This window comes from Deltaproteobacteria bacterium (assembly GCA_020848905.1).
Lineage (GTDB): Bacteria > Myxococcota_A > Polyangia.
The window spans coordinates 494,351-519,158 of the sequence record JADLHG010000004.1; the positions used below are offsets into that span (position 1 = coordinate 494,351).

At 70.1% G+C, this 24,808-nt stretch carries 18 protein-coding genes; 11 read left to right on the top strand and 7 right to left on the bottom strand.

The annotated features are described in order from the left end of the window. Nucleotides 1–14 precede the first annotated feature (14 nt). The 8 genes from IT371_02775 (at nucleotide 15) to IT371_02810 (ending at nucleotide 11,480) form a co-directional block, all read left to right on the top strand. Complete coding sequence (locus IT371_02775) at nucleotides 15–1,646, top strand: serine/threonine protein kinase (GenBank protein ID MCC6746552.1); 1,632 nt, start codon at nucleotides 15–17, stop codon at nucleotides 1,644–1,646. Nucleotides 1,647–2,183: 537 nt separating this feature from the next. Next, nucleotides 2,184–3,665 carry a hypothetical protein gene (locus IT371_02780; GenBank protein MCC6746553.1) on the top strand — a complete coding sequence of 494 codons (1,482 nt, stop codon included), beginning with the start codon at nucleotides 2,184–2,186 and terminating at the stop codon, nucleotides 3,663–3,665. Between the two features lie 67 nt (nucleotides 3,666–3,732). After that, nucleotides 3,733–4,317 carry a nicotinate (nicotinamide) nucleotide adenylyltransferase gene (nadD, locus tag IT371_02785; GenBank protein ID MCC6746554.1) on the top strand — a complete coding sequence of 195 codons (585 nt, stop codon included), beginning with the start codon at nucleotides 3,733–3,735 and terminating at the stop codon, nucleotides 4,315–4,317. After that, nucleotides 4,301–5,218, top strand: a complete 918-nt coding sequence (locus IT371_02790; protein MCC6746555.1) for a DUF2520 domain-containing protein — start codon at nucleotides 4,301–4,303, stop codon at nucleotides 5,216–5,218. The genes nadD and IT371_02790 overlap by 17 nt, the downstream gene beginning before the upstream one ends. Nucleotides 5,219–5,307: 89 nt before the next feature. After that, a complete protein-coding gene (locus IT371_02795; protein MCC6746556.1) occupies nucleotides 5,308–8,085 on the top strand; it encodes a hypothetical protein in 2,778 nt (925 codons plus the stop codon). A 132-nt stretch (nucleotides 8,086–8,217) separates the two neighbouring features. Further along, entirely contained in the window at nucleotides 8,218–9,792 is a 1,575-nt protein-coding gene (locus tag IT371_02800; protein MCC6746557.1) for a protein kinase, read from the top strand. Continuing rightward, nucleotides 9,792–10,424, top strand: a complete 633-nt coding sequence (locus IT371_02805) for a tetratricopeptide repeat protein (protein MCC6746558.1) — start codon at nucleotides 9,792–9,794, stop codon at nucleotides 10,422–10,424. The genes IT371_02800 and IT371_02805 overlap by 1 nt, the downstream gene beginning before the upstream one ends. 339 nt (nucleotides 10,425–10,763) lie before the next feature. Continuing rightward, the gene (locus IT371_02810; GenBank protein ID MCC6746559.1) at nucleotides 10,764–11,480 is read left to right on the top strand and encodes a hypothetical protein; all 717 of its coding nucleotides are present in this window, start codon (nucleotides 10,764–10,766) and stop codon (nucleotides 11,478–11,480) included. Here the strand turns inward: IT371_02810 and IT371_02815 are convergent. From IT371_02815 to IT371_02835, 5 genes are all read right to left on the bottom strand, one after another. Next, the gene (locus IT371_02815) at nucleotides 11,477–14,002 is read right to left on the bottom strand and encodes an ATP-dependent Clp protease ATP-binding subunit (GenBank protein MCC6746560.1); all 2,526 of its coding nucleotides are present in this window, start codon (nucleotides 14,000–14,002) and stop codon (nucleotides 11,477–11,479) included. The two genes, IT371_02810 and IT371_02815, sit on opposite strands and share 4 nt — an antisense overlap. Nucleotides 14,003–14,064: 62 nt before the next feature. Beyond that, nucleotides 14,065–15,750, bottom strand: a complete 1,686-nt coding sequence (locus tag IT371_02820; GenBank protein ID MCC6746561.1) for a hypothetical protein — start codon at nucleotides 15,748–15,750, stop codon at nucleotides 14,065–14,067. Next, nucleotides 15,747–16,733 (bottom strand): hypothetical protein, encoded by a 987-nt coding sequence (locus IT371_02825; GenBank protein MCC6746562.1) that lies wholly within the window; start codon nucleotides 16,731–16,733, stop codon nucleotides 15,747–15,749. The genes IT371_02820 and IT371_02825 overlap by 4 nt, the downstream gene beginning before the upstream one ends. Next, a complete protein-coding gene (locus IT371_02830; GenBank protein ID MCC6746563.1) occupies nucleotides 16,730–17,512 on the bottom strand; it encodes a hypothetical protein in 783 nt (260 codons plus the stop codon). The genes IT371_02825 and IT371_02830 overlap by 4 nt, the downstream gene beginning before the upstream one ends. A 38-nt stretch (nucleotides 17,513–17,550) precedes the next feature. Beyond that, on the bottom strand, nucleotides 17,551–18,024 hold the full coding sequence (locus tag IT371_02835) for a hypothetical protein (protein MCC6746564.1): 474 nt from the start codon (nucleotides 18,022–18,024) through the stop codon (nucleotides 17,551–17,553). A gap of 145 nt (nucleotides 18,025–18,169) precedes the next feature. Between IT371_02835 and IT371_02840 the strand changes: the two genes are divergently transcribed. Both IT371_02840 and IT371_02845 read left to right on the top strand, forming a co-directional pair. Beyond that, on the top strand, nucleotides 18,170–19,867 hold the full coding sequence (locus IT371_02840; protein MCC6746565.1) for a protein kinase: 1,698 nt from the start codon (nucleotides 18,170–18,172) through the stop codon (nucleotides 19,865–19,867). Nucleotides 19,868–19,947: 80 nt separating this feature from the next. Then, nucleotides 19,948–20,679, top strand: a complete 732-nt coding sequence (locus tag IT371_02845) for a metallophosphoesterase family protein (GenBank protein MCC6746566.1) — start codon at nucleotides 19,948–19,950, stop codon at nucleotides 20,677–20,679. Nucleotides 20,680–20,710: 31 nt separating this feature from the next. Here IT371_02845 and IT371_02850 read toward each other — a convergent pair whose 3' ends face one another. Next, complete coding sequence (locus IT371_02850) at nucleotides 20,711–22,834, bottom strand: transglycosylase domain-containing protein (GenBank protein ID MCC6746567.1); 2,124 nt, start codon at nucleotides 22,832–22,834, stop codon at nucleotides 20,711–20,713. Nucleotides 22,835–22,944: 110 nt separating this feature from the next. Beyond that, a complete protein-coding gene (locus IT371_02855) occupies nucleotides 22,945–23,952 on the bottom strand; it encodes a D-alanine--D-alanine ligase (protein ID MCC6746568.1) in 1,008 nt (335 codons plus the stop codon). Nucleotides 23,953–24,124: 172 nt separating this feature from the next. Here IT371_02855 and lipB point away from each other — a divergent pair, with 172 nt between their 5' ends. Continuing rightward, nucleotides 24,125–24,796: a lipoyl(octanoyl) transferase LipB gene (gene lipB / locus IT371_02860; protein ID MCC6746569.1), complete on the top strand. Its 672-nt coding sequence runs from the start codon at nucleotides 24,125–24,127 to the stop codon at nucleotides 24,794–24,796. The last annotated feature ends 12 nt before the right edge of the window (nucleotides 24,797–24,808 follow it).

Below are 24,808 nucleotides of genomic sequence, written 5' to 3' on the forward strand. Positions count from 1 at the left end.
TTGGATGATGGCCCATGTCGCCCACTTGCGTCTGCGGCCACGTCCCGAGTGACGAGGCGGCGAGCTGTCCGGAGTGCGGCCGGTTGCTCGCCGCGGCCGAAGCAGGGGACGACGCGCTCCTCGGACAGGAGGTCCTCGGGACCTACCGGCTGACGCAGCTTCTGGGCAAGGGCGGCATGAGCATGGTGTACCGCGCTCGGCACCTGCTGACCGACCAGGAGGTAGCCGTCAAGGTGTTGCCCCCCGACCTGGCGCAGCACCGCGAGCTGAAGGCGCGATTCATCGACGAGGCGCGAACGCTCGCGCGACTCGAGCACCCCAACATCGTGCTGCTGCACAACTTCGTCGAGGAACAGGGACACCTGTACCTCATCATGCAGCTTGCCGAGGGAGACACGCTGGAGCAGGTCATCGCTCGCGAGGGGCGCGTGGGCGTTGGAGACGTCGTCGCCGTGGGCGTCGAGGTCCTGCGTGCGCTCGAGTACGCCCACGACCAGCAAGTGATTCACCGGGACATCAAGCCGTCGAATATCATCATTCGCGGCGACGGGGCCGTGAAGGTGATGGATTTCGGCATCGCCAAGATCGTCGGGTCCACGAAGCTGACGCAGACGGGACAGACGATGGGGACCGTGCGCTACATGTCTCCGGAGCAGGTCCGCGGCAAGCAGGTGGATCACCGGACAGATCTCTATTCCCTCGGAGTGACGCTCTACGAGGCTGTGACGGGGCGCACCCCTTTCGACGGTGACACGCACTTCGAGATCATGCGCAAGCACCTGACTGACGTGGCGCGACCGGCGCGCGAGCTCGCGCACATCCCGGCTGCTCTCGACCACGTCCTCACGCGGTCGATGGAGAAGCGAGCGCTGGCGCGGTTCGAGTCCGCTCGCGCGATGCGACTCGCCCTGCAGCACGTGCCCGTGGACGTGACGTCGCGACGGATCACGCGTTCGACCTCCGTCGGCAGTGTCGACTCCGACAAGTCCCGTCGGGCAGGATCCCGATCGCCACGGCGGAACGCCTTGCCACTTCTCGTCGCTGTGGGGCTCCTGCTCCTCTCGGCGGGGGCCGTCGTCTGGGCACTCTACGAGCCGTCGCAACGGGGCGTCGGACCGGTGCCGCGACGACCCGCCGGAGGGGGAGGGGTGCGCGATGCACGGCTGTCCCTCGGCGGAGGCTCGGCCCGTGCCTGGCCCGCGCCCCATCGGGTCGCGCGCGAGCTGGCGCTACCGACAGACAAGGTCTTCGCGGCGGAGCAGCTTCGCGTGATGGCGCCGGCGGGGGTCGACGCGGCGAAGATCGCCGAGCGCTACGCCCGGGCGCGCGAGGCCTACTCGCTCTACCTCCGGGACGAGGGCCTGCGCGTGGACCTGTCGGTGGGACCGCTGAATCTGGCGCTGGTGCCCCCGTCGGCGCTCAATAACCCCCGACACTGGCCGGACGCCGACCCGGGCAAGGACTACCCCGTTCGGTATCAGCCGCCGTCGGCCACGCTGTACGTTCAGAACGCGGGGCGGTATCTGGTTTCGGATCTGCCATACGGCTTTGCTTTGCACTTTTGCGCCCTTACCAGGCTGAGCAACCACCGATGCATGGAGCTCGCCGAGGGATTCGAGCGGTTCCTGGCCCGCGCGGCGCCTTGAGGTTCCAGAGCGAGGCACCGACGGGGCCGGCGAGGCGCGTTTGGACTTATCCACAAGAAAGCCGGCCTGGGAGCCGCAGGACGCGCGTTTTCCCTCCAACCCCACGTCGAGAAGGCCGCCGCGAGAGCATCGCTCACGGGCGCAACGTCGGCTGCACGAAGGAAAAGTCAGGGTCCGCGGCCGAAAGCGCTCGCCGCCCCGCCCGGAGGCCTTCCGGACCGGGCCTGGTGTGGAGAAGGTGTTGATAGTCTGGGAGAGGGAGCCGGGGTTTGCCTTAGATCCTCGTGTTGCCCGGCGGTAGGAGCTGTGTTCCGGGTATCCTACACGGATTGGGACGAAACGCCTCAGAACAGGCGTAACCGGCAGAGACGCCACTTCCCACCTAGACCCGCGCGGTGAATCGCCGGACTCTCGATAGTTACTTGACTTAGCGGTGACGCGAAGATACGGTCGCCCCACTCGGGCACATCTTAGTCGGTCGTCCGCCTTTACTTGCCGTCGCGCCGCAACTGACGTCCAGCAGGAGAGGGCTTAGGCATGTCCACCTTCAAGGTCAAGATCGGCGTGGCCGCGTTCGTTGTGGTGGCCGCGGTCACCTTCGCTCTCTATTTCATCATTGCGGGCCCTCTCGCGACGCAGGCCGAGCGCGAGGTGGTCGCTACGGTGGAGCAGGCGAGTCTGGCTGTGCCTCGCCTGCGCAAGCACGACGGCTTCGAGCTGGCTGCCGCAGTCCAATCCATGTCGCGTCGGCCGGAGTTCGTCAAAGCCATCCAGGAGGGCGACGAGAAGAAGCGACGCGCCGCCGTGTTCGACGCGATCACGCAGCTCGACCAGGAACTGCGCAGCCAGGAGAAGAAGGCTGACTTCCTCGGCGTCGTCGACAAGGACGGGGCCGTCATCGCGCGCGACCTGGATATGAACGACATGTACGGGGACAAGCTCGACTACCCCGTGGTGCAGCGGGCCCTCAAGGGGCACACCAGCGGCGACATCTGGGTCATGAAGAACCGCATGATGCGTGCCGCGATGGCTCCCATCATCGTGGGAGGCCAGGTGAGGGGGGCGGTGGCACTCGCCTACGATTTCACCGCCGCCTACGCACGAGATGCGCGGCGGCACGTCGGCGCGCAGGTGGCGTACTTCCTGGACAACGCCGTCCGGGCCTCGAGTTTCACCGTGGCGGGCAGCGACACGACGGAGGATGCGGCGCGCGTGGCCGGGCTCAACAAGGCGATTCTCGGCGAGAGCGGCCTCGCGAACAAGGCCGTCGCCGAGGGGAAGGTGAGCGAGCTGCAGGAGCTGCAGATCCAGGGCGAACGCTACAAGGTGCTCGTCGGACCGCTGCCGGAGGCGGTGTTTCTCGATGGCGACGCGGCGAAGGGCGTCGCGCCGGCCGCTACTCGACGCGCGGCGGGCTTCGCCGTCGTGGCCTCCATGGATCAGGCGCTGCAGCCGGTGGTCAAGGTTCGATACCTCATCGTCGGGTCGGGGCTGGGGATGATGCTCCTCGTCCTGCTCGTCGTTACGCTGATGGCGCGGCACTACGTCGGCGCCGAGGACCGGCTAGAGCTGGGCGTGAACGAGGTGATGAACGGCAACCTCGAATACACCTTCGACGCGATGGAGGAGTTCGAGGGCCTGGCGAACGCGTTGAACGTGATGCTGGCACGGCTTCTCGGGCGTCCCGAGCCGGGAGAAGAGGCGACCGAGGGGGAAGAGGTCTGGCGGGCGGATGTCATTTCGATCGAGGAGCTCGACGGGAGCCCCGTGCCTCCCGAGCTGGCGCAGCAGCTCGCGTCGGAGCCCGAGGACGTCTACTACGGGCGGCTCTACGCCGAGTACGTCGACGCTCGTCGCCGCCTGAACCTGCCGGTCGAGGGGCTCGACTTGCCTGCCCTGGCACAGAAGCTCCGGGCGAACGAGGCCATGCTGAAGGCGAAGCACAAGTGCCAGATGATCCGGTTCATGGTGCGCTCGTCGGCGGGGAAGGCGACCTTCAAGCCCGTCCGCCTCGGCTGACCCGAAGGGGCCGAGGCCCCGCAGCGCACAACGAAGCCCGGCGGGATGGATCGCGGCCAAGGTGACCATGTCTAGCGACGGTCGCTCGCCCACGCGCGTGGCGCTCCTCGGAGGGAGCTTCAACCCCCCCCATCTGGGCCACCAGATGATCTGCCTCTGGGCCCTCAGCACCGGCGAAGTGGACGAGGTGTGGCTCGTCCCGTGCAACGAGCACGCCTTCAACAAGGGGTTGTGCCCGTTCGAGCATCGGCTGGAGATGTGCCGTCGGGCGACGCTCCCCTTCCGACCCGAGCTGGTGCACGTCGACTCCGTCGAACGCGACATCGGGGGTCGAAGTCGCACACTCGTTACCCTGCAGCACCTCATGGAGCGGCACCCGGCTCACGCGTTCAGGCTCCTCATCGGCGCGGACATCCTGCAGGAGGCGGACGCGTGGTACCGCTTCGACGAGGTGAAGCGCCTGGCACCTCTGCTCGTCATCGGGCGCGACGGCTATCCTTCGCCGACGGGCGCTCCGCTGCTGCCGGACATCAGCTCGACGAAGATCCGGAGTGCTCTCGCTACCGGTGAATCGGTCTCGCAGTGGGTTCCGGCCGCCGTGCTCCGCTACATCTCCGAACTCGGGCTCTACCGCGATGCTGGACTGCCCTGAGCGGGGCGCATCGGGGGTGCCGGCCGGGCCCGGCATCTTCGTCGTCGGCGCCGGTCGCGTAGGGGCGGGCCTCGCGCTGCTCTTCCGCTCGTCGGGGCTCAGGGTCATCGGACAGTGGACCCGAAGCGCCTCGCGCGCCGAGGTGGTGCAGCGGGAACAGGGGGTAGAGGTCGCCAGCGGTCCCCTTCCGCGCTCGCTCTCCCAGGCGGCCGTGGTCCTCGTAGCCGTGAGCGATGGCGCGCTGCAGGAGGTCGCTGCTGCGCTCGCTCGGCCGGGCGTCCTCGGCCCGGCAGTGGAAGCGGTGCTCCACTGCGCGGGCGCGATCGCCGCGCACGAGGCGCTCGCGGCGCTCGTCGGTCGTCTTCCCGTGGGGACCTTCCACCCGCTCGTGGCCGTGCCGCCCGGCGCCGGGGGACCGGCGGCGCTCGAGTGCGCGCACGTGACGCTGGAGGGCGACCCGGAGGCCGTCGAGGTGGGCGGCGCGCTGGCGACGAGCCTCGGCCTTCCCTCGGCGGAGCTGTCCGCCGGGGAGCTGCCCCTCTACCACGCGGCTGCCGTGATGGCGAGCAACCACGCGGTGGTGCTCTGGACCGCTGCGGCCCGGCTGCTCGTTCGCGCGGGGAGGACTCCGGAGGCTGCGCGGTCGGCCCTTCTGGCCCTCGTGCGGAGCACCGTCGAGAACGTCGCGGCGGTGGGGGTGCCCGAGGCCTTGACGGGGCCGGTGCGGCGAGGCGACCACGTGACCGTCGCGCGCCACCTCGATGCGCTCGCTGCGGTGGCCCCCGAATGGCTTTCCCTGTACCGCGCCGCGACGCTCGGGGCAGTGGCCGTGGCGGAGGAGTGCAGTCGCCCGCCCAGCCCGGAGGAGCTTGCACGGCTCCGGGCTCTGGTGCAGGACTAAATGCCCCGCCTTGGTCGTTATGGAGGGCGCGGCGCCTGGTTGCACTCCGCGTCCGCGTGGCGTATCCCCGTTGGCACAGAGGTCGAGCGATGAACGGACGTCACTCCCCGTGGGTTTACGCGCTGGTCGCAGCGCCACTGCTGCTTTCGGCCTGCGGGCGCACCCCGTCCCTCGGCGGAACGTCCGACGGCGGGACGTCCGATGGCGGGACGAGCGAGGTGTGCGGGAACCAGACCGACGACGATGGTGACGGCCTGGTGGACTGCCGGGACCCCGACTGCTTGGGGCAGCCGGGCTGCAACGAGCCGCCGAGGCCAGAGGTCTGTGGCAACGGGCTCGACGACGACGGCGACGGTCGCGTGGACTGCAAGGACCCCGACTGCGCGGCGGAGCCGGGGTGCGCCGGGCTGTTCGAGCTCTGCGCGAACCGGCAGGACGACGACGGCGACGGCCTCGTGGACTGCGCGGACCTCGACTGCGTGCTCGATCCGGCGTGCAAGCCCACGACCGAGGACTGCAATAACCGGCTCGACGACGATGGCGACGGTCTCGTGGACTGCCGCGATCCCGATTGCGCGGGAACCCCCGCCTGCCCCGCGGGCCCGGAACAGTGCACGAACCAGCAAGACGACGATGGAGACGGCGCCATCGACTGCGACGATTCGGACTGCCGAGGAAACCCGGCGTGCGCTCCGGGGCAGGAGAACTGCAGCAACCAGCAGGACGACGACGGCGATGGTCTGGTGGATTGCCGGGACCCCGATTGCCTCCGCCACCCGAAGTGCAAGCAGCCGGGGGCCGAGGTGTGTAACAACGGCCTCGACGACGACGAGGACGGGCTGACCGACTGCAAGGATTCCGACTGCGCCGCTCAGCCCTTCTGCAGGCCGGGGAAGGAGATCTGCGACAACTCCCGCGACGACGACGGGGATGGCGCGGTGGACTGCGCGGATCCGGATTGCGTGGGGACCACCGGATGTCAGAGCCAGGGCTGCAAGCCCACGGTCGACTTCGGTAGCATCGCGCCGAGAGGTGCCAGCGTCGCGCGTTCGCTTCGAACCGTCGGTGGGACGGACGTCTACGCCTCCACCTGCGCCGCGGCCGGCGGCGGAGAGGTCGTGGGGCGCTTCCTCCTGACGGCCAAGACCGACCTCAAGATCTCGTTCGAGCAGCAGGCTGGGGACCACGTGCTCGCGCTCTACCGTGCGGGGGTGGGCGAGGCGTGCAACGCCAACTCGCGCGGGTGTTTCGACACGAAATCGGAGAAGACGGGGTCGTTCAGCGTGAAGGGACTCGAGGCGGGGGAGTACTACCTCCTCGCGGAGGCCTTCTCGCGGGGGCTCGAGGGGACAGTGCTCGTCACGCTGAGCACCGGGCAGCTCGCCACGCCCGAGCATTGCAGCAACGCGCAGGATGACGACGGCGACGGAGCGGTGGATTGCAGCGACCTGGACTGCACCTTTGACGCCGCATGCGTGAATCAGTCCTGCCGCTGGGATGCGAACCTGGGAACGCTGGTGATCGACGGGCCGGCGAAGACCGTCACCGTGACGACAGTGGGTGGCGGCGACGACCAGAGTCTCGTCTGCGCGGCGGGCGGAGGGCACGATCGCGTCATTCGTGTCGTCATGCCGGCTGCGGGAGGGATCGCCGTCGAGGCGCAGCAGCAGGGGTGGCACGTCTTCGGGATGCACCGCGACCTCGGCCCGGGCAGCTCCTGCACGGCCGACAGCGGAACGTGCTTCGACTCGAACCATCGACCGGGCTTTCTGGTCTCGTACGACAGCGTGGAGCGGGGCGTGTACTACTACGTGGTGGATGCGATCCGACCCGGAAGTGAAGGGTCAGTGCGGCTGACCTTCCGCGCGTATCGCAACCGGGGCCCCGAGCTCTGCGGCAACCAGATCGACGACGATGGGGATGGACTGATCGATTGCCTGGACAGCGACTGCACCGGCGTCCTCGGCTGTGCGGGCCCCGTCTGCACCGTGGATCAGCGCGTGGGGCAGCTCCCGCCGGGAGGGGCGCCTCGGACGGTGAAGCTGGACCTCACCAAGGCGAACAACGATCAGACCGTGCCTTGCGCGCTGGGTGGGGGAAAGGACTCCGTCATCGAGGTGGACCTGCCGCAGGTCTCGGGCCTTCAGGTGAGCTGCTCGCAGACAGGGGACCACGTGATCGGGCTCTTCTTGCCGGGCAAGCCCCGCGACCCGTGCGACAAGACGCCGATCAACTGCGCCGACATGCAGACGGGTCCCCTCGGGTGCAACTTCATCTTCCCCAACCTGCAGCCGGGCAAGTACTACGTTATCGTCGAGGGTTTCAAGTCGGGCAGCGAGGGGACGATGAACCTGACGCTGAGCGCTACGCCCGACCATGCCCAGGAGATCTGCAACAACAAGGTGGACGACGACGGGGACGGCAAGATCGATTGCCAGGACAGCAACTGCTCGAGCAAGCCAATCTGCCAGGGACAGACGTGCAAGCCCGACCAGGTGGTGGGCATGATCCCCTTCGCCGGGGCGCCGAGAAACGTTGCCGTGACGACGAAGGGCTCGGTCGACGACCAGGCGACGGGGTGCGCGCTCGGGGGCGGCGAGGACAGCGTCGTCAGCCTCGCCCTGCCGATGAAGGGTGACGTGACGGTCGACTTCGCCCAGTTCGGCAACCACGTGCTCGCGCTGTACAAGGACGGTGGACCCGGGTTCGCCTGCGATGCCGCTCCGGTGGCGTGCCAGACCACGGCGGGGCAGCCGGTCGGGAAGGTGGTCTTCAAGGGAGTGCAGGCAGGGCAGTACTTCCTGGTCGTCGACGCCGCCGCGAAGGGCAGCGAAGGATCCGTGGTCATGCAGCTTTCGGGGCGGTGAGCGGCGACGGTGGTTCCTCAGCGGCGCCTCGTGGGGCGAAGGCCGCGTAGCTCAGGTCTGGCCGGCGCGTTGACGCGACGGCGACCGATGGTGCACCATTAACCTTCGGGCCACGGCTTGTGGAGTTGGTTGGTGCGCGCGCCGGCGAGGATCGGCAAGTACGAGCTGCTGGAAGAGATCGGGCACGGTGGCATGGCCACCGTGCACCGGGCCGTGCTCCACGGGATGCAGGGGTTCTCGCGTCCCGTCGTGATCAAACGAATTCTCCCCGAGTTGGCCAAGGACGAGCACTTCGTGCGCATGTTCGTGGACGAGGCGCGTGTCTCCGCGCTGCTTCAGCACCCGAACATCGTCCAGATCTACGACTTCGGCGGAACCGACGAGTACTTCATCGCCATGGAGCACATCGACGGCGTGCCGTTGCTGCGCTTCATGAGGCACTACGGACGGCGGAACCCGGTCCCCGTCGAGGCAGCGGCCTACGTGATGCTGCAGGTCTGCCTGGGCCTGCATTACGCCCACGTGCTGCAGCGGGACGGACGCCCCCTGGGCCTCGTGCATCGCGACGTCAGCCCCGGGAACGTCATGCTGTCGTTTCAGGGGGCGGTCAAGGTGGTGGACTTCGGCATTGCGAAGGCTGCCGAGGCCATCGACCGCGAAGAGACGCGCACAGGCACGATGAAGGGGAAGTGGAGCTACATGTCCCCCGAGCAGGCCGAAGGCAAGGACGTGACGGCCCGCTCTGACGTCTTCTCGGCCGGCGTGGTGCTCTGGGAGTTGCTCGCGGGACGGCGCCTCTTCAAGGGGAAGACCGACTACCTGACGCTCACGAACGTCGTGCAGGCCAGGTCGCCGCTGATCTCGTCCGTGCGACCGGACCTGCCGGAGGAGCTGGACCGGATTTGTGCCTGCGCGCTGAGCAAGCGACCCGCCGACCGATTTGCCTCGGCGCAGAGCATGGCCGAGGCGCTGGAGGGTCTGCTCGCCGGTCGCGTCTTCGGCCCTGCGCAGCTCGGGGCGCTGGTGCGCGAGGCGGGCTCGGGACGCCGGTCGCTCGCGAGCGTTGGCGTAGGGGAGTTCGAGGACGACTCCTTCTCGGAAGAGCTCGAAGGAAGCCTCCGCCCGGGGTCGGTCACCCAGACCGGTAGCTCCCTCAGGCGGCGCGCGAGGCCGCGACGCGCGGTGCGCGGTGCGCCGCGCTGGATGTTGATGGTGGCGCTGGGATGCTTGCTCGGCGCCGGGGCGATAGTGGCGGTGCTGTTGCTTCTGCCGGGACCTCCCGGAGCGGGCCAGGCTCGGCGGGCGGAGCCGAGAGGAACCGGGAGCGCCGCCGTCAGCCCGCCCGAGGCGGCAGCACGGCCCCAGCGCACGCAGGCGGTCGCGGCGACGCCGAAGCGTGCGCCAGGCCTCGTGCACCGGCCTCCGTCACGTCCTGAGCCGAAGCCCGCAGCGCCCCCTGCGCCTGAGTCCTCGGAGTCCGAAGCCCCAGCGCGCCCCGAGACGTCGAAAGGCCCTCGGGCTGCCGAGGCGCCGGCGCGCAAGGCCGGACCGGTACCGAGTGAGCGACCGACGAAGCGACGTCGCGACCCCGTGGCCGCGCGGCCACCGCGCGCGGGGCGACCCACGCCGCGTCCCGTTCGCAAGGAGGGGGCGCCGGCGACTCCCGACCTGAAGGCGGGCGGCCTGACCGACCCCTACGAGGAGTGATGCGATTCGGGCGACTGCGGAGTGCGATGGGGTGGCTCGCCGTGGTGGCGGCTTGCCTGCTGCTGCCGTGCCTCGACGGGGGCGGCGCGGCGCGCGCTGAGCCATCGGGCGCTGCGGCTAGGGCCCGCCAGCATCACCGGGCCGGCAAGGCGGCCTATGCGCAGGGAGACTACGCGGCGGCGGTGCGGGAGTTCAGCCGGGGGTACGAGCTGGATCCGCGCCCCGCGTTCCTGCTCAACATCGCGCAGTCGCATCGGGGCCTGGGGGATCGCGCGCAGGCCATTCGTTACTACGAGGCGTTTCTCAAGGCCGCGCCGACCTCCCCGTTGCGGGCGCAGGTGGAGGAGATCGTGCGAGAACTTCAACCTCCGGCGGTCGAGGCTCCCGTGGATCCGTCGCCGCCGGTCGCGGCGGCGCCGCGGGTTCCGAGCGCGCGCCGGCGAGCGGACCCTCCGGCCGAGGCGCCTCCGGCAAAATCTGCCGTCGCGCGGCCGTTCTATCGCCGGTGGTGGTTCTGGACCGCGGTGTCGGCCGTGGCTGTGGCGGGGGCCGGGATAGGGATCGGGATCTACGCGGGGAGTCGCTCTCCGTCCTATGTCCCGGAGGGGGGGCTGGGCGCGGTTCGGTGGTGAGCCTGCCTGCGCGCCACAACGGGCTGAACTAGGCCATTTCTGGCGCGCCGCCGCTGCGGCAACTCCGGCTCAGCGTGTCGTCCGAGTCCTGCCGCGCGAGCGGTATGATGCGTAATAATGCGCAAGTATTAAGCAAATCTGGATTCCCGGGGGCGCGCAGTCACAGGAGGCTGCGGCCTGCAGCCGGGCCCGAAGGTTGCATTGCCTACCCACGGACTCGAGCAGAGGAGCTGTCGAATGAAAACGCGCTGGACCGCTTCTGTCGCACTGGCCGCTCTCCTCGGTGGATGCCAAGGGGGGACGATTGGTAGCGAAGAGGGCCGAAGCCGGTACGAATTGATGGACAACGGCCTCTGCCAGACCTCCGACGGTGTGGCGTGCCTGTTCAACGAGACCGGGTCGGGTGACGGGACCAGCGGCACGACCCCCGGCGTGAACACTCCGACGGAACCCACGTCTCCCGGGACGCCCGGGACACCCGGGACGCCCGCCGAGCAGCTCACGCCCGAGCAGGGAGGGTGCTGGTTCACGGGCGGCGGAACCTTCGGCAAAGGGGACACGCGGGACAGCTTCGGCGGAAACGCCATGACGATGAAGGCCGCGCCGGTGCGCGGGGAATGGAACCACGTCGACCACCACGACGTGACGGGGACGACGATCAACGGGCAGAACCACCTGGTCGGTCGCGTGACGTACATCGCGTGCAAGAAGTACCCGAGCCTCAAGGGGCCGCAGGTGCCCAAGGCGGAGCCCAACTACGTGAACTTCGGCGGCGTGGGCAAGTTCAACGGCAAGGACGGGCACTTCTTCGACGTCCGGGTCTTCGACCACGCCGAGGGAGGTATCTTGCGTGACCGCTACGCCATCGACGTGTACGGACCGGACAAGAAGCTCGTGCACCACGCCGACGGGCAGGGCACCGAGTCGGCGCCCTCGAACAAGACCTGCAAGGAGAACGTGGACGTCACGCCGGATCTGGCGTGGGTGAAGGAGATGGGGTGCCTCTCCGGCGGCAATATGCAGATCCACCCCCCGAACACGGGCCATCCGTACTAGGCCGGTCGCGAGCCGCCCTCCTCCTCGGGCCGCGTTCCCCCTTCGGCGAGCATCCGACTCACCACCAGCGTTTCCCCCTCACGATCCACGCGCAGCGTATCTCCCGCGCGGGCACGACCGGCGAGGATCTGTTCTGCCACAGGCCCTTCGATCAATCGCTGGATCGTCGTGCGCATCGGCCGCGCGCCGAGCAGGGGGTCGAAGCCGCCGTGGTCGATGAGGTAATCCAGCGCGGCCTCGGTGGCCTCGAAGCGGATCTGCTTCTCCTGCTCCAGGCGGCGGCTCGAGTCGGCGACGAGGAGGCGGGCCACGGCGAGCACCTGCGGCCGCGTGAGCGGCTGGAAGACGAGCCGCTGTTCGATCCGGTTCCAGAGCTCGATGGGAAAGGCGCGGCGTGCGGCGGCCAGCACCTCCTGGGTCACGCGCTCCCATTCGGCGTCCGCCCCGGTGTCCGAGCTGGCCGAGAGCCCGAAGCCGATCGGGCCTCGTCGACGCTCGTAGAGCTCGCTACCGAGGTTCGAGGTGAGGACGACCACCGTGTGGGAAAAGTCCACGGTGCGGCCGCGACCGTCCGTCAGACGTCCGTCGTCGAGCAGCTGCAGAAGCACCTGGAGGACCTCCCGATGCGCCTTCTCGACCTCGTCGAGGAGCACGATCTGGTAGGGCTTGCCGCGCACGGCCTCGGTGAGCTGGCCGCCCTCCTCGTGGCCGACGTAGCCCGGGGGAGAGCCGATGAGTCGCGCGACGCTGTGGGGCTCCATGAACTCGCTCATGTCGAAGCGGCAGAGGGCGTCGCGGTTCTGGAAGAGGAAGTCGGCCAGGACCTTTACGAGCTCGGTCTTGCCGACCCCGGTGGGGCCCAGAAAGAGGAAGGAGCCGATGGGCCGGTCGGTCGCGAAGCCGGCGTAGTTCCGGCGGATGACCTCCGCGACCCGCTTGAGGACCTCGTCGTGCCCGACGACGCGCTCGCGCAGGAAGCCCTCCATGCGGAGGAAGCGCTCGGTGTCGGTCATGAGCAGGCGATCCGGCGGCATCCCGGCGCTCTCCGCGACGATGTGCGCGACCTCGGCCCGTCCCACGGTCTTGAGGCCGCGGCGGCGCGCGCGGCTTCCAGCCAGGTCCAGCATGCCGATGGCCTTGTCCGGCAGGAAGCGGTCGGTGATGTAGCGGCCCGAGAGCCGCACCGCGGCGTCCAGCGCCTCGGGGAGGATCTCGACCCGGTGGTGGCGCGCGTACGACGGGGCCACGCCGCGCAGGATGGCGAGCGTTTCCTCGTCGGAGGGCTCCGGGACCACCACCGGCACGAGGCGGCGCACCAGGGCCGGAGCTTCCTCGATGTAGCGCTTGAAGCTGTCGGCGGTGGTCGCCCCGATGCAGGGGAACTTGCCCTGCGCCATCGACGCGCTGAGCTCGCCCACGGCGTCGAGCGCGCCCTCTCCGACGGCCCCGGCCCCCACGAGAGTGTGGATCTCGTCCAGAAAGACGATCACGGATCCCTCCGCGGCCTCCACCTCCGCGCGCAGTGCGGCCATGCGCTCGGAGAAGGATCCACGGAGCTGGGTGCCGGAGAGCAGGGCCCCCATGTTGAGCTCCACGAGCTGGCGCCCGTCGAGAAAGGGCACCTCCTCCGGCGAGCTGGCCTGCAGGTACGCCAGCCCCTCGACGAGCGCCGTCTTGCCGACGCCGGGCTCTCCCACGAGACAGGGGTTATTCGCGCGACGCTTCCCCAGGATGTCCAGGATCTGCTCGACGAGCGCGCGCCGCCCAACCAGAGGCTCGAGTTCCCCGCGCGCCGCGGCGAGGGAGAGATTCCGACCGAGCGCGGTCAGGGTGGGGAAGCGAGAGGCGTCGAGCGTGGGGAGGCAACGGGGCGGATCCGCTGCCGAGGCGCCGGAGCCTCCACGGGTGACGCGCGGGTCGCGGCGTGCCTCGGCGCGGCGGCGGAGGCGTCCCCGCGGAGGGGTCGTCGCGTCCTCGCCGGGCGTCGGCTCGGCGACCGATTCTGCCTCTGGGGTGCGTGCGTCGCCGGGCGGAGACTCCGGATCCACAGGTGGCGCCACGGTCCCGGACAACGGAGGTCGAGTTCGAGCGGCAGTACTCCGGCGGTGGAGGTGCGGACCTCCGGTGGCGACGGCGAGCGCCGCGCTCCGCAGGCTGGCCGGATCCAATCCGGCTCCAGCGAGCGTGCGGTACCCGAGCGATTCACGGAGCGTGCAGAGGACGATGAGCAGGTGCAGCGGATCCACGGTGCGCGCGCCGCAGCTCTGGGCCAGTCGCGCGCAGCGGTCTCGGACGAGGGTCACGACCTCGCCCGCCTCGGAGTCGGCGCCGAGCGCGGTGAGCTGTTCTGTGAGCCGACCCGCGCTCAACCCGCGGTCGAGGAGGAGCTGGCGTGCGGGCCCTTCGCGCCCGAGGAGCGCGAGCAACAGGTGACCGCTCGAGTAGGGTGTACCGCCTCGGGCGGCCAGCTCCCCCGCCTCGTCGATGACCCGTTGGAGGGATTCGTCGTGGGGCAACGCCATCGTGGGCGGAGCATACCATGAGCGTCGGCAGCCCGAGCTGCCCTGGAGCCGCCCCGGCTAGGTCAGACCCGTCGAACGGGGTTCACCCGGCCGCAAGGACAGCGCTCCTCGGCGCGCGATCCCACCAGGTCCTCGACGCCGTAGGTCACCAGGTTGAAGGGCCGTGCCACCCCGTAGAGCCACCCTTCGGGGCGTCGCTCCACGCGGTTCGCACCGACCCAGCAATTTCGTTCGTGGGCCAGCTCCCGCAGGAGATACGGCGGGCGGGCGGCGGCTGGAAGCGCGAGGTCGGTCACCACGCGGAGGAGGCTGTGGGCTGAAGGGAGCGTCTCCGCGAGGGTCGCGGGTTGCGTTCCGCCGTAGAAGAGGTCGCGCTCCTCGGCTTGCAGGGTCGGCGCTGCGCCGCCGTCGATCGCGAGATGCCCCTGGAGGCAGTCATAACAGGGACCTAGGCTTCCGTCGGTGAGGATGTGCTTGAAGTGGCTCACGCCGGGGAAGGCGGTAGGGGTCACATGTCGGATCCCTCGGCGGCGCAGCTCCGCGGCGGCGACGAAGTTGTCGTCACGGCTTCGTCCCATGGCGACGACGGCCAGGCTCGGCTGGAAAGCATCCAGCAGCGCGGCAAATCGCCGGCGGGCGTCCTCGTTCTCGGCGGTCAGCTCCAGCTCCGCGGTGGCCAGCGTATGCTGCGCCCCGACGCGCAGGAGGAGGTCGCCGTCGCGGCGAGTCTCCCAGGCGCCGGTGGGATCCCATCTGTCGGCCAGGATCCCGAGGAGCGCCTCTCCCTTGTTCTGACCGATGCAGTCCGTGCCGTAGATCTGTCGCACCGGGTTGTAGGGGCTGACGGGTTTGCAGTCCACGGCGAGGAGCTGCTTGGCCCACGGGCCGAGCTCGGCACAGAGGAGGCTCGCCGTGCCGAGGCCGAGCACGAGCACGCGCTCCTTGCCCCGGAACGCGGCGGGCGGGAGGTAGCGGGGCGAGGCTGCGCGTCCGAGGCGTTCGAGAAGTTCGCCGCTCGGACGGGCGAAGCCGACCGCCCAGGGCCAGTCGGGGCCGCCGCGCAGGAGGACTGCCGCGCCGGCATGGACCAGGGGCTCTTCGAGGTCGGGTCGTGGCGGCCGGTCGCGCGCCAGGATCCAGCGCGCCAGGGAAAGCCCGACGCTTCGCGCCTCGAGGCCCTCGAGGTGGTGTTCGAGCCGGTCCAGATCCAACTGGGGCAGCGCGGATAGTTCCCCGCAGAACGACAGGAGGGCCTCCGGGTCGACGCGGCTCCCGGGCAGCCAGACGACGTGGAGCGCGTGCGCCGGCCCGGTGCGCGGAACGAAGGCCAGCACGAGCGGGACCCCATGGTCGAGAGCCAGGCGCGCGAGAGCCGGGGCGTGCTCGTCGCCGCGGGCGAGGAGCACGTGCGGTGGATCTGCGGAAAGGACCCGCCGCAGCTCGTCCAGCTCGCGAGGGCGACACGTCAGGGACCAGTTCTGCTCGAAGCGATTGTGGCGCTGGCAGTGCTCGGACAGGGCCGGTCCGCGGGGCTGGCCCGCGGACCGCCACCCGAGGCTGCGGCAGAAGGCGCCTGTCGCAGCGCCGCCGTCGAACCAGGTCTGCCGGCGGAGCCCGGTACGCGCCAGCGCCTCCGCGGCGAGGTAGCCAAAACCGAGATCCCAGATCGCGGCGTGACCATCGGCGAGGCTGTCGCCGACCACGGCCCGCACGCGCTGGTAGTACGCGGCTCGGGTGTCGACGGTCACGAGCCGGGGGCTCCGAGGTGGCGCACCAGGCGGACCAGTGAGCGCTGGCGGAGAGATCCGCGGAGGATCCACGCCGGCACGGCCATCGGCTCGAAGTCGTTGCACCAGGCGCGCCGGATCTCGAGCAAGCGCAGCGGCGCCGCGGGGAAGTCCGGGGGCAGGGCGATCAGCACCTGGCGTCCGCCAGCGCGCACCAGGTAGCGTCGCCAGCCTCTTCCGAGCAGGTTCCGACTGACCTCGTAACCGGCGGCTCGAAGTGCGGTCTTCTGCGCATCGCACCAGCGGGAGCCGTCGGGAGTGGCCCAGTAGGGGGGACGGCGGGCCGCGAGGAGGGCCGGGTGCTCTGGAGCCACGATGGTGGCGGGGCCGAGGTCGGTCAGCTCTCCGGCAGCGTCGGTGGCCCAGGTATTCAGGCGCCAGCGCACGGGGCGTCCGTTGCAGCTTGCGACGGCGCCCCGTGCGTCGAGCTGCCAGGGGCCGTCGCTCGGGCGCGGGGAGTCGTCGGGATGGACGACGTGAAGGATGGCTGTCGCGAGGCCGCGACGTTCGCGCCATTGCCGCGCGGCGGGCGAGGCGATGCCGTGATAGCGGTCCCCGGCCGAGAGGAAGCAGCCCCCCTGGAAGGGGTGGGCGTGCAGCTTGGAGTGGAGTCCGAGCCGGGGTCGAGCCGAAAGCACCGCATCGATCTCGCGGTTGAAGCTCGCGCTGACGGCCTCCAGGTCGGGTCCTGCGAAGTGGCAGTTGGCGGCGGTGAAGGACTTCGCCCCGTCGGGGGGAACTGCGACGGCGTCCACCACGAGGTGCGCGAGCTGGTCCAGGCGCACCGGCTCGAGCGGCGAGGTCAGCTCCGTTCGGGGCACGAGGGCCGAGAGCGGGTAGAGCAAGGACTCGAGGGGCGCGCCCCCTTCGCGCAGCCCGCGATCCACCCAGCGCTGCACCTCGGCGAAGAGGGGCGCCGCCGCGGCTTCGGAGACCAGGATCACGCGCCCACCAGCTCGTCGTACACGCGTCGGAGCGGGTCGCTGCCCCCCGGTCGTCCCACCATGTTGTAGAGCTGGTAGAGCGTCACATCCAGCGTGTCGAGCGCGTCGTCCAGCCTGTCGAGGGCCTGGAGGTCCGCGACCATGAGATCGATGAGGAGCCGGGGCACGACGCGGTTCTGGAGCACCTGACAGGCCGGCTGCTCGCGCCACGTGGCGAAGAGACAGAGTCGATGGAAGGGCGCCGCGTGGTAGACGTGGTCGGGGGGGATGCCGAGGACCTCGAAATACTCCGGCCAGACCATCACCGGCGGATCCGAGTGGGGCCAGCTCTGGGAAAACCACAGCCCGTAGCGTGGTGCGAGGTAGCGGTGGCCGCCCGCCGAGAGGATCCCCTTGCTCCACGTCGCCGCGCGCGTATCGCCTTCCTCTCGGAGCGTCTCGAGCCGTCGGTCCAGCGCGGCGCCGAAGGGGCGTCCGGTGATCAGGGCCGGGATGCGCCCCACGAAGCCGACCACATCCCCGGCGGGAGCAGGCTGTTCGCAGGTCGCGCAGCGCGTTCCGCGGTCGAATACGATGAGATCCTGACAGGCGTCGCATTGGAGAGGCTCGGCCGCCTCGACCCAGCACCTTCCCTTGTCGAGGCGACGCCCTGCGGCGGCGAGGAAGGTGGGGAAGCCGGCCAGGAGCGGCCGCACCTCCTCGGCGAGGAGCTCGGGGCGTTGCCGGGCCCACCCCGCGGCGCGCGCCATGGCGTCGAGGTCGAGCTCCCACTGCCGCATGCGCCCCGGTCCAACGGCCTTCTGTTGGCTGAGCCCGCTCACGGTGCGCGGTAGAAGTCGTCTTGGCTGAGGTCCACGTGATAGGTGCTCGGTCTGGCCGCGCCTCCGGGGCTTGCGGGACCGCCTCCGCCTCCGCCGCCCGCCGCCGGCCCAGCCCCCTCAGGCGCGTCGTCGTCCACGGTGGCGAGGCGCTGGAAGGCGTCGCCCGAGACCTGGGCCAGCACGCGCCCCTGGGCGTCGACGATTTCCCCCGAGGGGTTCAGGGAGAGCTGGCGTGCCCGCTCGTAAAGCCCGTCGCCTCGGTTGCGATACACGACCGGCTGAGGCTCGTGGAGCACGCAGAGCGCGTACTCGGCGCTGCCGTCGGCGAGGAGCCCCAGGTCGGGCCGGAGCACGAGCGGGTTTCGTGGCTCGCAGCACGAGCAGAGCGCGTCGCCGCCGTCGTCGTGCACGCTCTCGCCGGCACTGGCCGCTGGCCGCGCGGGCGACCGGGAACGTTGCGGAGTCGTCATGATTCGTTGCTCCCTCGTGCTGCCCTCGAGCTGAGCGTAGCAGAGACGGATCGCGCGGAGCAAGGCGACCGGCCGCGTCTGCCGCGCGGCGCGGCGTGTGGCGGGACGCTGCGGATCGTCCGCTGTGATAGAGTTTGAGCCGCCCATGATGACGACGTCCCGCGGACCAGCGAGGGGGAGCGGCCTCGTCGGACAGGTGCTCCAGCAGACCTACCGGGTGGAGCGCCTGGTCGGCGAGGGAGGGATGGGCACCGTCTACGAGGCCTCCCACCTGCGCGTGCGGCGCCGTTTCGCGGTGAAGGTGCTCGCGCCGGCGATCTCGTCCAACCCCGAGGCGGTGGCTCGGTTTCGACGCGAGGCGGAGATCACGAGCGAGCTCGGCCACCCGAACATCGTGGAGGTGCTGGACTTCAACCACACCGAGGACGGGACGCCGTACCTCGTGATGGAGTATCTCGATGGCGAGGACCTGGCCTCGTACCTGCTTCGGCGAGGGGCGCTGGCGCTCGACGAGGCGGTGGCGATCTTCTCCCAGGCTGCGTCGGCGCTCGAGGCCGCGCACCGACGGGGCGTCGTGCACCGCGACCTCAAGCCGCCGAATCTCTTTCTCTGTCAGAGCGCCGACGGGGGGCCTTCCCGGCTGAAGATTCTGGACTTCGGCATCTCCAAGGTCCTCGGGTCGGCCTCGGTGCTGACGGGAAGCGAGGTGGTCCTTGGGACGCCGAGCTACATGGCCCCCGAGCAGGCGGAGGGGCGGAGCGCCGAGGTGGACCACCGCACCGACGTCTTCGCCATGGGGGCGATCCTGTACGAGATGCTGACCGGGCGTCCCCCTTTCGTCGGCGAGAGCACGCTGGCCGTGCTCTACAACGTCGTTCACGGCCAGGCTCCGCCGCTCTCTACGCAAAGACCGGATCTCGCCGAGGCGGTGGGTCACGTGATCGACCGGGCGTTGTCGAAGTCGCCCGCCCGGCGCTTCGGCTCCATGCGTGAGATGGCGGATGCGCTCGCTTCCGCCGCGGCGCAGCCACGGCCCACGGCGGCGCGTGCGGGGCACGCGGCTCAGGTCGCGGGGGAGCGCGGGGGGGCGGACGCGGAGACGGCAGACGCGAGCGTCGCGTCCGACGCAGGCCTCGCGACGGCCCGTACGATGGCCGCGGGCGGGGCGCTGGCCACGGCGCCTGTCGCTCCGGACCGGCCGGGGCAGCAGACGACCCTCTCGGCCACGGCAGGCGAGCTGAGACGCGTGAGGCGTCGCCCGACGCTCGTGGCCGCAGGTGTGGCCGTCGTCGGGCTGGCGGGGGCCGTGATCGGGGCGGTCCTCTGGAGCCAGCACCGGTCGGAGCCGAGAGACCTCCGGGGAGGGACTGGTCAGGTGGGAGCTGCGGCACTCGCGTCCGCGACGCCTGGCCGGGATGAGGGCGTGGCCGAGCCGCGCCAGCTGCGCCCCGACTCGGGGCCTCTCCGCCCCGGAGCCGTGGCCCCGCGGGTGGACGGGGCAGTGCTCCGCCAGAGAGGATCCCGCGACGGCGGATCCCCGTCTGCGGCCCGGGGAAGGCCGGTGCGGCGTGACCTCCCCGGCGAGCGGCGGAGCAAGTCCTCCGTGGCGCCTCCGACGAGTGGGCTAGCCCACCTGCGCGTGGTCACGCTCTCCGGGGGGCTTCCGCTCTGGGCGGAGGTCTTCGTCGGGGGACGGCGGGTCGGCGAGTCCCCGGTGGACGCGCGTCTTCCCGGCGGATCGTACGAGGTGTCGGTCAAGCGAACCGGTTACCGGGCGCGGCCGCGGCGCGTCACGCTGAGGCCCGGACAGCGCCGGACCCTGGTCTTCGACCTGATCCGGTAGGATTTCCAGCGCGCCGCCCCCTTGATGGCCGTCATCCTCATCGCTATGATGGCTTCTTTCCCGGTCGAGGACCCGCCCAGATGCGCATAGGCATCTTCTCAGACACCCACTCCAACCTCGAGGCGCTCGAGGCCGTGATGAAGGCGTACTCCGCCGACACGGTCGATCGGTACGTGTGCCTTGGTGACACCGTAGGTTACGGCGCGGATCCCCAGGCTTGCTCCGAGATCGTCCGTCGGACGGCGTCGGTCACGATCCTCGGCAATCACGACGCGGCCGTCGCAGGGCGCATGGACTACTCGTACTACTACGAGGCCGCCCGCCACGCTCTCGACCTCCACACGACGCAGCTGACCCAGGCGAACATCGAGTGGCTGCGGACGCTCCCCTACGAGCACCGGGAGCTCGACATCTCGTTCTGCCATGGGTCCCCGCTGAACCTCGAGGAGTTCGAGTACATCTTCTCCATGGAGCAGGCGCAGCAGCTCCTCTGCTGCTGGGAGGATCTCGGGCGCGTGACCTTCATCGGGCACTCGCACCTGTGCAAAGCCTTCGCGCTCTCGCCGACCGAGGTGCACGAGGTGGTCGCCACACGTTTCACGATCCGGGAGAACTACAAGTACATCGTGTCGGTGGGGAGCGTGGGCCAGCCACGGGACTACGACCCTCGGGCGAGCTACACCATCTTCGACACCGATCAGAACACCTTCGAGTTCCGGCGCGCCGAGTACGACGTCGAGCGCGCGGCGAACAAGATCTTCGCCGCGGACCTCGAGCGCAACTTCGGCAATCGGCTCTTTCTCGGCGTGTGAGCGGGGTAGGGCAGGGGGCGCCGGGCCCTCTTTAGGGAATGAGATCCAGCCGGGCCGTGGCCCACCGTGCGCGCTCCGCCCGACTCAGGTTGCCCGCCCGCTGCATCATGGCGAGTAGCTGACCCAGGCGTTCCATCCACGGTTTCCCCGGGCGCTCCTGCGCGAAGCGCCGCGCCAGAGGAACCGGGCTCGGCGTCATGGCGGCCAGGTGCGCCGCCTGCAGCGGCGTGACGGCGGCGGCCGAACGACCGAAGTAGCGCTGGGAGGCCTGCTCGACCCCTAGCACTCCGGGACCGAGCTCCACCATGTTCAGGTACAGCTCGAGGATCCGCTGTTTCGAGAGCACCTGTTCCATGCGCCAGGTGAGCACCATCTCCTGAAACTTCCGCGCGAACGTGCGGCGATGGTCGAGCAGCAGGTTCTTCACGAGCTGCTGGCTGATGGTGCTCGCCCCCTTAATCCACCTCCCGTGCCGCAGGTCCACGAGGAGCGCCTTGCGCAGCGCCTCGCCGTCGAAGCCCTCGTGACGGAAGAACCGCCCGTCCTCGGCCACGACGAAGGCTGCACGCAGATGCCGCGAGATACGCGCGAGAGGGACGTAGGCGGGGTTATCGGGTCCGATCGTCCAGGTGCTCCCCGTCGGTCGACCGGCGAGGCGCAACGGCATCCGTACCGCGTGCCGCAGCTGCGCCGGGTCTGCCCGCGGCGCGTCCCTGGTCACGCGACACGAAGCCGGTGTCACCTCGGCCTCCACGTCGTCGCCGAGGACGCCCGTCGCCGCCAGTCGGAGCCGCGCGGCTCCGCCCACCTGACCGGTGAGCGCCATCCCCGCCAGACGCGGGGCGAAGCCGCTCGCCACTGCACGGTCGAGCAGTGCCTGGCAAGGGAGGGGCGCAAGATGCAGCGCGAGGTCGAGCCGACGCGAGGCCTGCGCGGGGTTCAAGGTGCCCCGCGCGCGGAGCTCGAGGGGTGGCAGGCGCAGGACCAGGTCCTCGAGTCGCGCGACGAGGGGAGCCCCCTTCACCCAGGCGACGCCTTCGATGCGGCCGTCGAGTGGTCCCACCGTACCGTCGGCGATCCACGGATGTCGCACGCGAGCGCGGTCGAATCGCAGCGAAGGTCGAACCGGCACCCCACGCGCTTCCATGGCCCCGACGTGCACCTGACCCTCGAGGCGGCCCTCGAGCGCCAGGCCCGTCAGCCGACCGGGGAAGGTGGATCTCAACGCGCCCAGGTCCAGCGCGCGGAAGGTCAGCTGCAGCGAGTGATCACCGGAGAGCGACAGGTCGGGGCCCAGCGTCCCGGAGACGCGAACGCGACCGCCGCGAGATCGCGCGGGAGCCAGCGTCCCGTCCAGCCGCACGGCGCCTCCGGAACGGACGAGCTTCGCGCTCGGTACGGTCCACGGCGTGCCTCCACCTGGAGGTTGCAGCGTCGCGCCGGCGAGGGCGAGGCGCTGCGGTCGGTAGCCGAGCAGCGCGTCCAGCTCGGCCGCGGCGGCGGGCAGATCGGCGAGCGGGATTCCGTTCTCGAGGAGCCGGGTGTGTCCGAGCACCAGCGTCTGGAGCGCTCCCCGCGGCTCGCTCCAGATCCGCTCGGCCTGAAGCTCGATGGACCGTCCGCGCCAACGCAACTTGAGCGCCAGCGCGCCGTCCGCGACGTGAAGCTCGAGAGGCTTTCGTCGCGAGCTCGCCGCGGCAGGAGCGGGATGGGCCCGAGGACGACGCTCCGGCGGCGCCCCCAGGAGGCGCTCGAGGAGTGCCGGCTCTCCGTCCCACTGGAGGACCGGGCCGACGAGCGTGGCCGCGCGGATGCCGACGCGCGGGGGCCAGCGCGACTCGACGGTGAGTCCGAGCCGCAGTTCGCGCGCAGTGATCCACGGACCGATCTGTACGCCCTCGAGGAGCACCTGCGGGCCCCACCGCGCGTTCACGCCACGAATGAGTACCGGCACCCCCAGGCCGCGACTCAGCGTCCGATTGAGGTGCGCGAGCGTGCCGAGGTGGATGCGGTACCCGAGTCCCGCGAGGGCCGCCAGGGCGAGCAGGGCGAGGACGCTCCACGCCAGGCGGCGGACGGTGAGCGCCGGTTCGGGCAGCGAAGCGCTCTCGTCCGGAGGCGTGAGCCACCGCTCTGCCGGTGCTGCGTGGGGCATCGAGGGCTGCATGCGGCCACCCGATCATAGGTGGCGCGAGCGAGGGGACCAACTTTTTGGCAGGCGCGAGGGCGAGGAAGCGCCGTGCAACGGCCTACGAGGGTGCGAGGTTAGATCCCCCCGGCCAGCATGGAGCGCCGCTCGGGCCCAGGGAAGACCACGCGGACCGACCGCCGCTCCTGGCGGGGCCCGGAGGCGATGGCATTGAGGCGGGCGCCCTTCAGGATCTCCTCCACGAGCTCCTCGAAGCCGAGGCCGGCGTGACGGGCGATGCGAGGGAGCAGGCTCTGCGGCGTGAGGCCGGGAATCGTGTTGACCTCGAGGATGTACTCGTTGCCGAGGTCGCTCACGATCATGTCCACGCGCGTGACTCCCGTGCAGCCGAGCGCCTGGTGCGCGCGCAGGGCCTGGGTGAGGACGCCGCGGTAGCGCTCGGGCGACAGACGCGCGGGCACGTGGTAGTGCGCGTTGCCCGGGACGTACTTCGCCTCGTAGTCGAAGATGTCGTGGTGGCTGACGACGCCGATGGCCCCGAGGGCGCGCCCGTTCAGGATCGCGACGCACACCTCCTTGCCCGGTATCATCCGCTCGATTAGCACCGCGTCGTCGTGCTGCAGCGCCAGCTCACACGCGGTGGCCAGTTCCGAGAGGTCTTCCGCCACGGAGACCCCGATGCTCGAGCCCTCGCCCGCGGGCTTGACGACCACGGGGAAGCCGAACGCTCCGTGGTTCTCGGCGAGGGTGGGCAGCTCGCTCTGGGTGACCACGTAGTAGGGCGGCGTCGGCAGGTTGTGGAGCCGGAAGAGCTCCTTGGCCTTGATCTTGTTCATCGCGAGGGCGCTGGCGAGCACGCCGCTCCCCGTGTACGCGATGCCCAGCATCTCAAGCAACCCCTGGACGCAGCCGTCTTCGCCGAACCGGCCGTGGAGCGCGTTGAACACTACGTCGATCTTTTCGGCGCGCAGGGCCTGATCGAGGTCCCTCCCCACCTCGATGCCGACCGCGGTGTAGCCGCGCTTCTCGAGCGCCGCCAGTACGGCGCGTCCGCTCTGCAGCGAGATGTCGCGCTCTCCCGAGAGGCCACCCATGAGTACGCCGATCTTCTTGGTTTTGAGCATCGTCGGTCTCCTGATACCGCCATGAGTTAGCAACCGCCGAGCCAGACTCATCCCTCTGCAATCCCATTGGGATAGGACTGCGTCCGCGGATTCTGACACACACGCCGTGGCACTTTTGACGCATACTATATCGATCTTTGGACTTCAACTTTTTGTCCCTTGACGAGGGCTTTTGACGCGCTCCGTTCTGCGATGGACCTTCCTCGGCCGCGTGCCGTACGGGCGCGCCCTCGCCCTGCAGACGCGGCTGAAGGACGAGGTTCGCTGCGGGAGTGCGGCCGACACGCTGCTCCTCGTGGAGCACCCGCCGGTCATCACGCTCGGCCGCTCCGCGCAATCCGCTCACGTGCTGATCTCCGAGGCCCGTAGGGCTTCCGTCGGGGTCGAACTCTTCGAGGTGGGGCGGGGGGGGGACGTGACCTATCACGGCCCGGGTCAACTCGTGGGCTACCCCATTCGACGCATCGGCCGGGCGATCCGTCCGCACGTCGATGGGATGATGCAGTCGCTCGTCACGTGGCTCCGCCGCTACGGCATAGAGGCCTGGTTTCGGGACGACGCCCCCGGGGTGTGGACCGCCGGAGGAAAGATCGCGGCGGTGGGAGTCGACGCGCGCGGTGGAGTGGCAACGCACGGCTTCGCGCTGAACCTCGCTCCCGAGCTGTCGCACTTCCAGATGATCGTGCCCTGCGGATTGACCCAGCCCGTGACCTCCGTGGCCGCGCTCGCGGGGAGCGCGCCGGAGCTGGAGCGCGCCGCTCGCGAGATGGCCGCCTTGCTCGGAGAGCAGTATCACTCGGACCTCGTCGAGCTGACGCCGAGCGCGCTCGGCGACGGGTCGTAGAGCGGGAGTGGA

Excerpts from the sequence above, each read along its gene's own strand:
- IT371_02775 (MCC6746552.1), top strand. The coding sequence starts at position 15 with ATGTCGCCCACTTGCGTCTGCGGCCACGTCCCGAGTGACGAGGCGGCG.
- IT371_02855 (MCC6746568.1), bottom strand. The coding sequence starts at position 23,952 with ATGCTCAAAACCAAGAAGATCGGCGTACTCATGGGTGGCCTCTCGGGA.
- IT371_02810 (MCC6746559.1), top strand. The coding sequence starts at position 10,764 with ATGGACAACGGCCTCTGCCAGACCTCCGACGGTGTGGCGTGCCTGTTC.
- IT371_02790 (MCC6746555.1), top strand. The coding sequence starts at position 4,301 with ATGCTGGACTGCCCTGAGCGGGGCGCATCGGGGGTGCCGGCCGGGCCC.
- IT371_02815 (MCC6746560.1), bottom strand. The coding sequence starts at position 14,002 with ATGGCGTTGCCCCACGACGAATCCCTCCAACGGGTCATCGACGAGGCG.
- IT371_02840 (MCC6746565.1), top strand. The coding sequence starts at position 18,170 with ATGATGACGACGTCCCGCGGACCAGCGAGGGGGAGCGGCCTCGTCGGA.
- IT371_02830 (MCC6746563.1), bottom strand. The coding sequence starts at position 17,512 with ATGCGGCAGTGGGAGCTCGACCTCGACGCCATGGCGCGCGCCGCGGGG.
- IT371_02805 (MCC6746558.1), top strand. The coding sequence starts at position 9,792 with ATGCGATTCGGGCGACTGCGGAGTGCGATGGGGTGGCTCGCCGTGGTG.
- IT371_02780 (MCC6746553.1), top strand. The coding sequence starts at position 2,184 with ATGTCCACCTTCAAGGTCAAGATCGGCGTGGCCGCGTTCGTTGTGGTG.
- IT371_02795 (MCC6746556.1), top strand. The coding sequence starts at position 5,308 with ATGAACGGACGTCACTCCCCGTGGGTTTACGCGCTGGTCGCAGCGCCA.
- IT371_02845 (MCC6746566.1), top strand. The coding sequence starts at position 19,948 with ATGCGCATAGGCATCTTCTCAGACACCCACTCCAACCTCGAGGCGCTC.
- IT371_02850 (MCC6746567.1), bottom strand. The coding sequence starts at position 22,834 with ATGCCCCACGCAGCACCGGCAGAGCGGTGGCTCACGCCTCCGGACGAG.
- nadD (MCC6746554.1), top strand. The coding sequence starts at position 3,733 with ATGTCTAGCGACGGTCGCTCGCCCACGCGCGTGGCGCTCCTCGGAGGG.
- IT371_02835 (MCC6746564.1), bottom strand. The coding sequence starts at position 18,024 with ATGACGACTCCGCAACGTTCCCGGTCGCCCGCGCGGCCAGCGGCCAGT.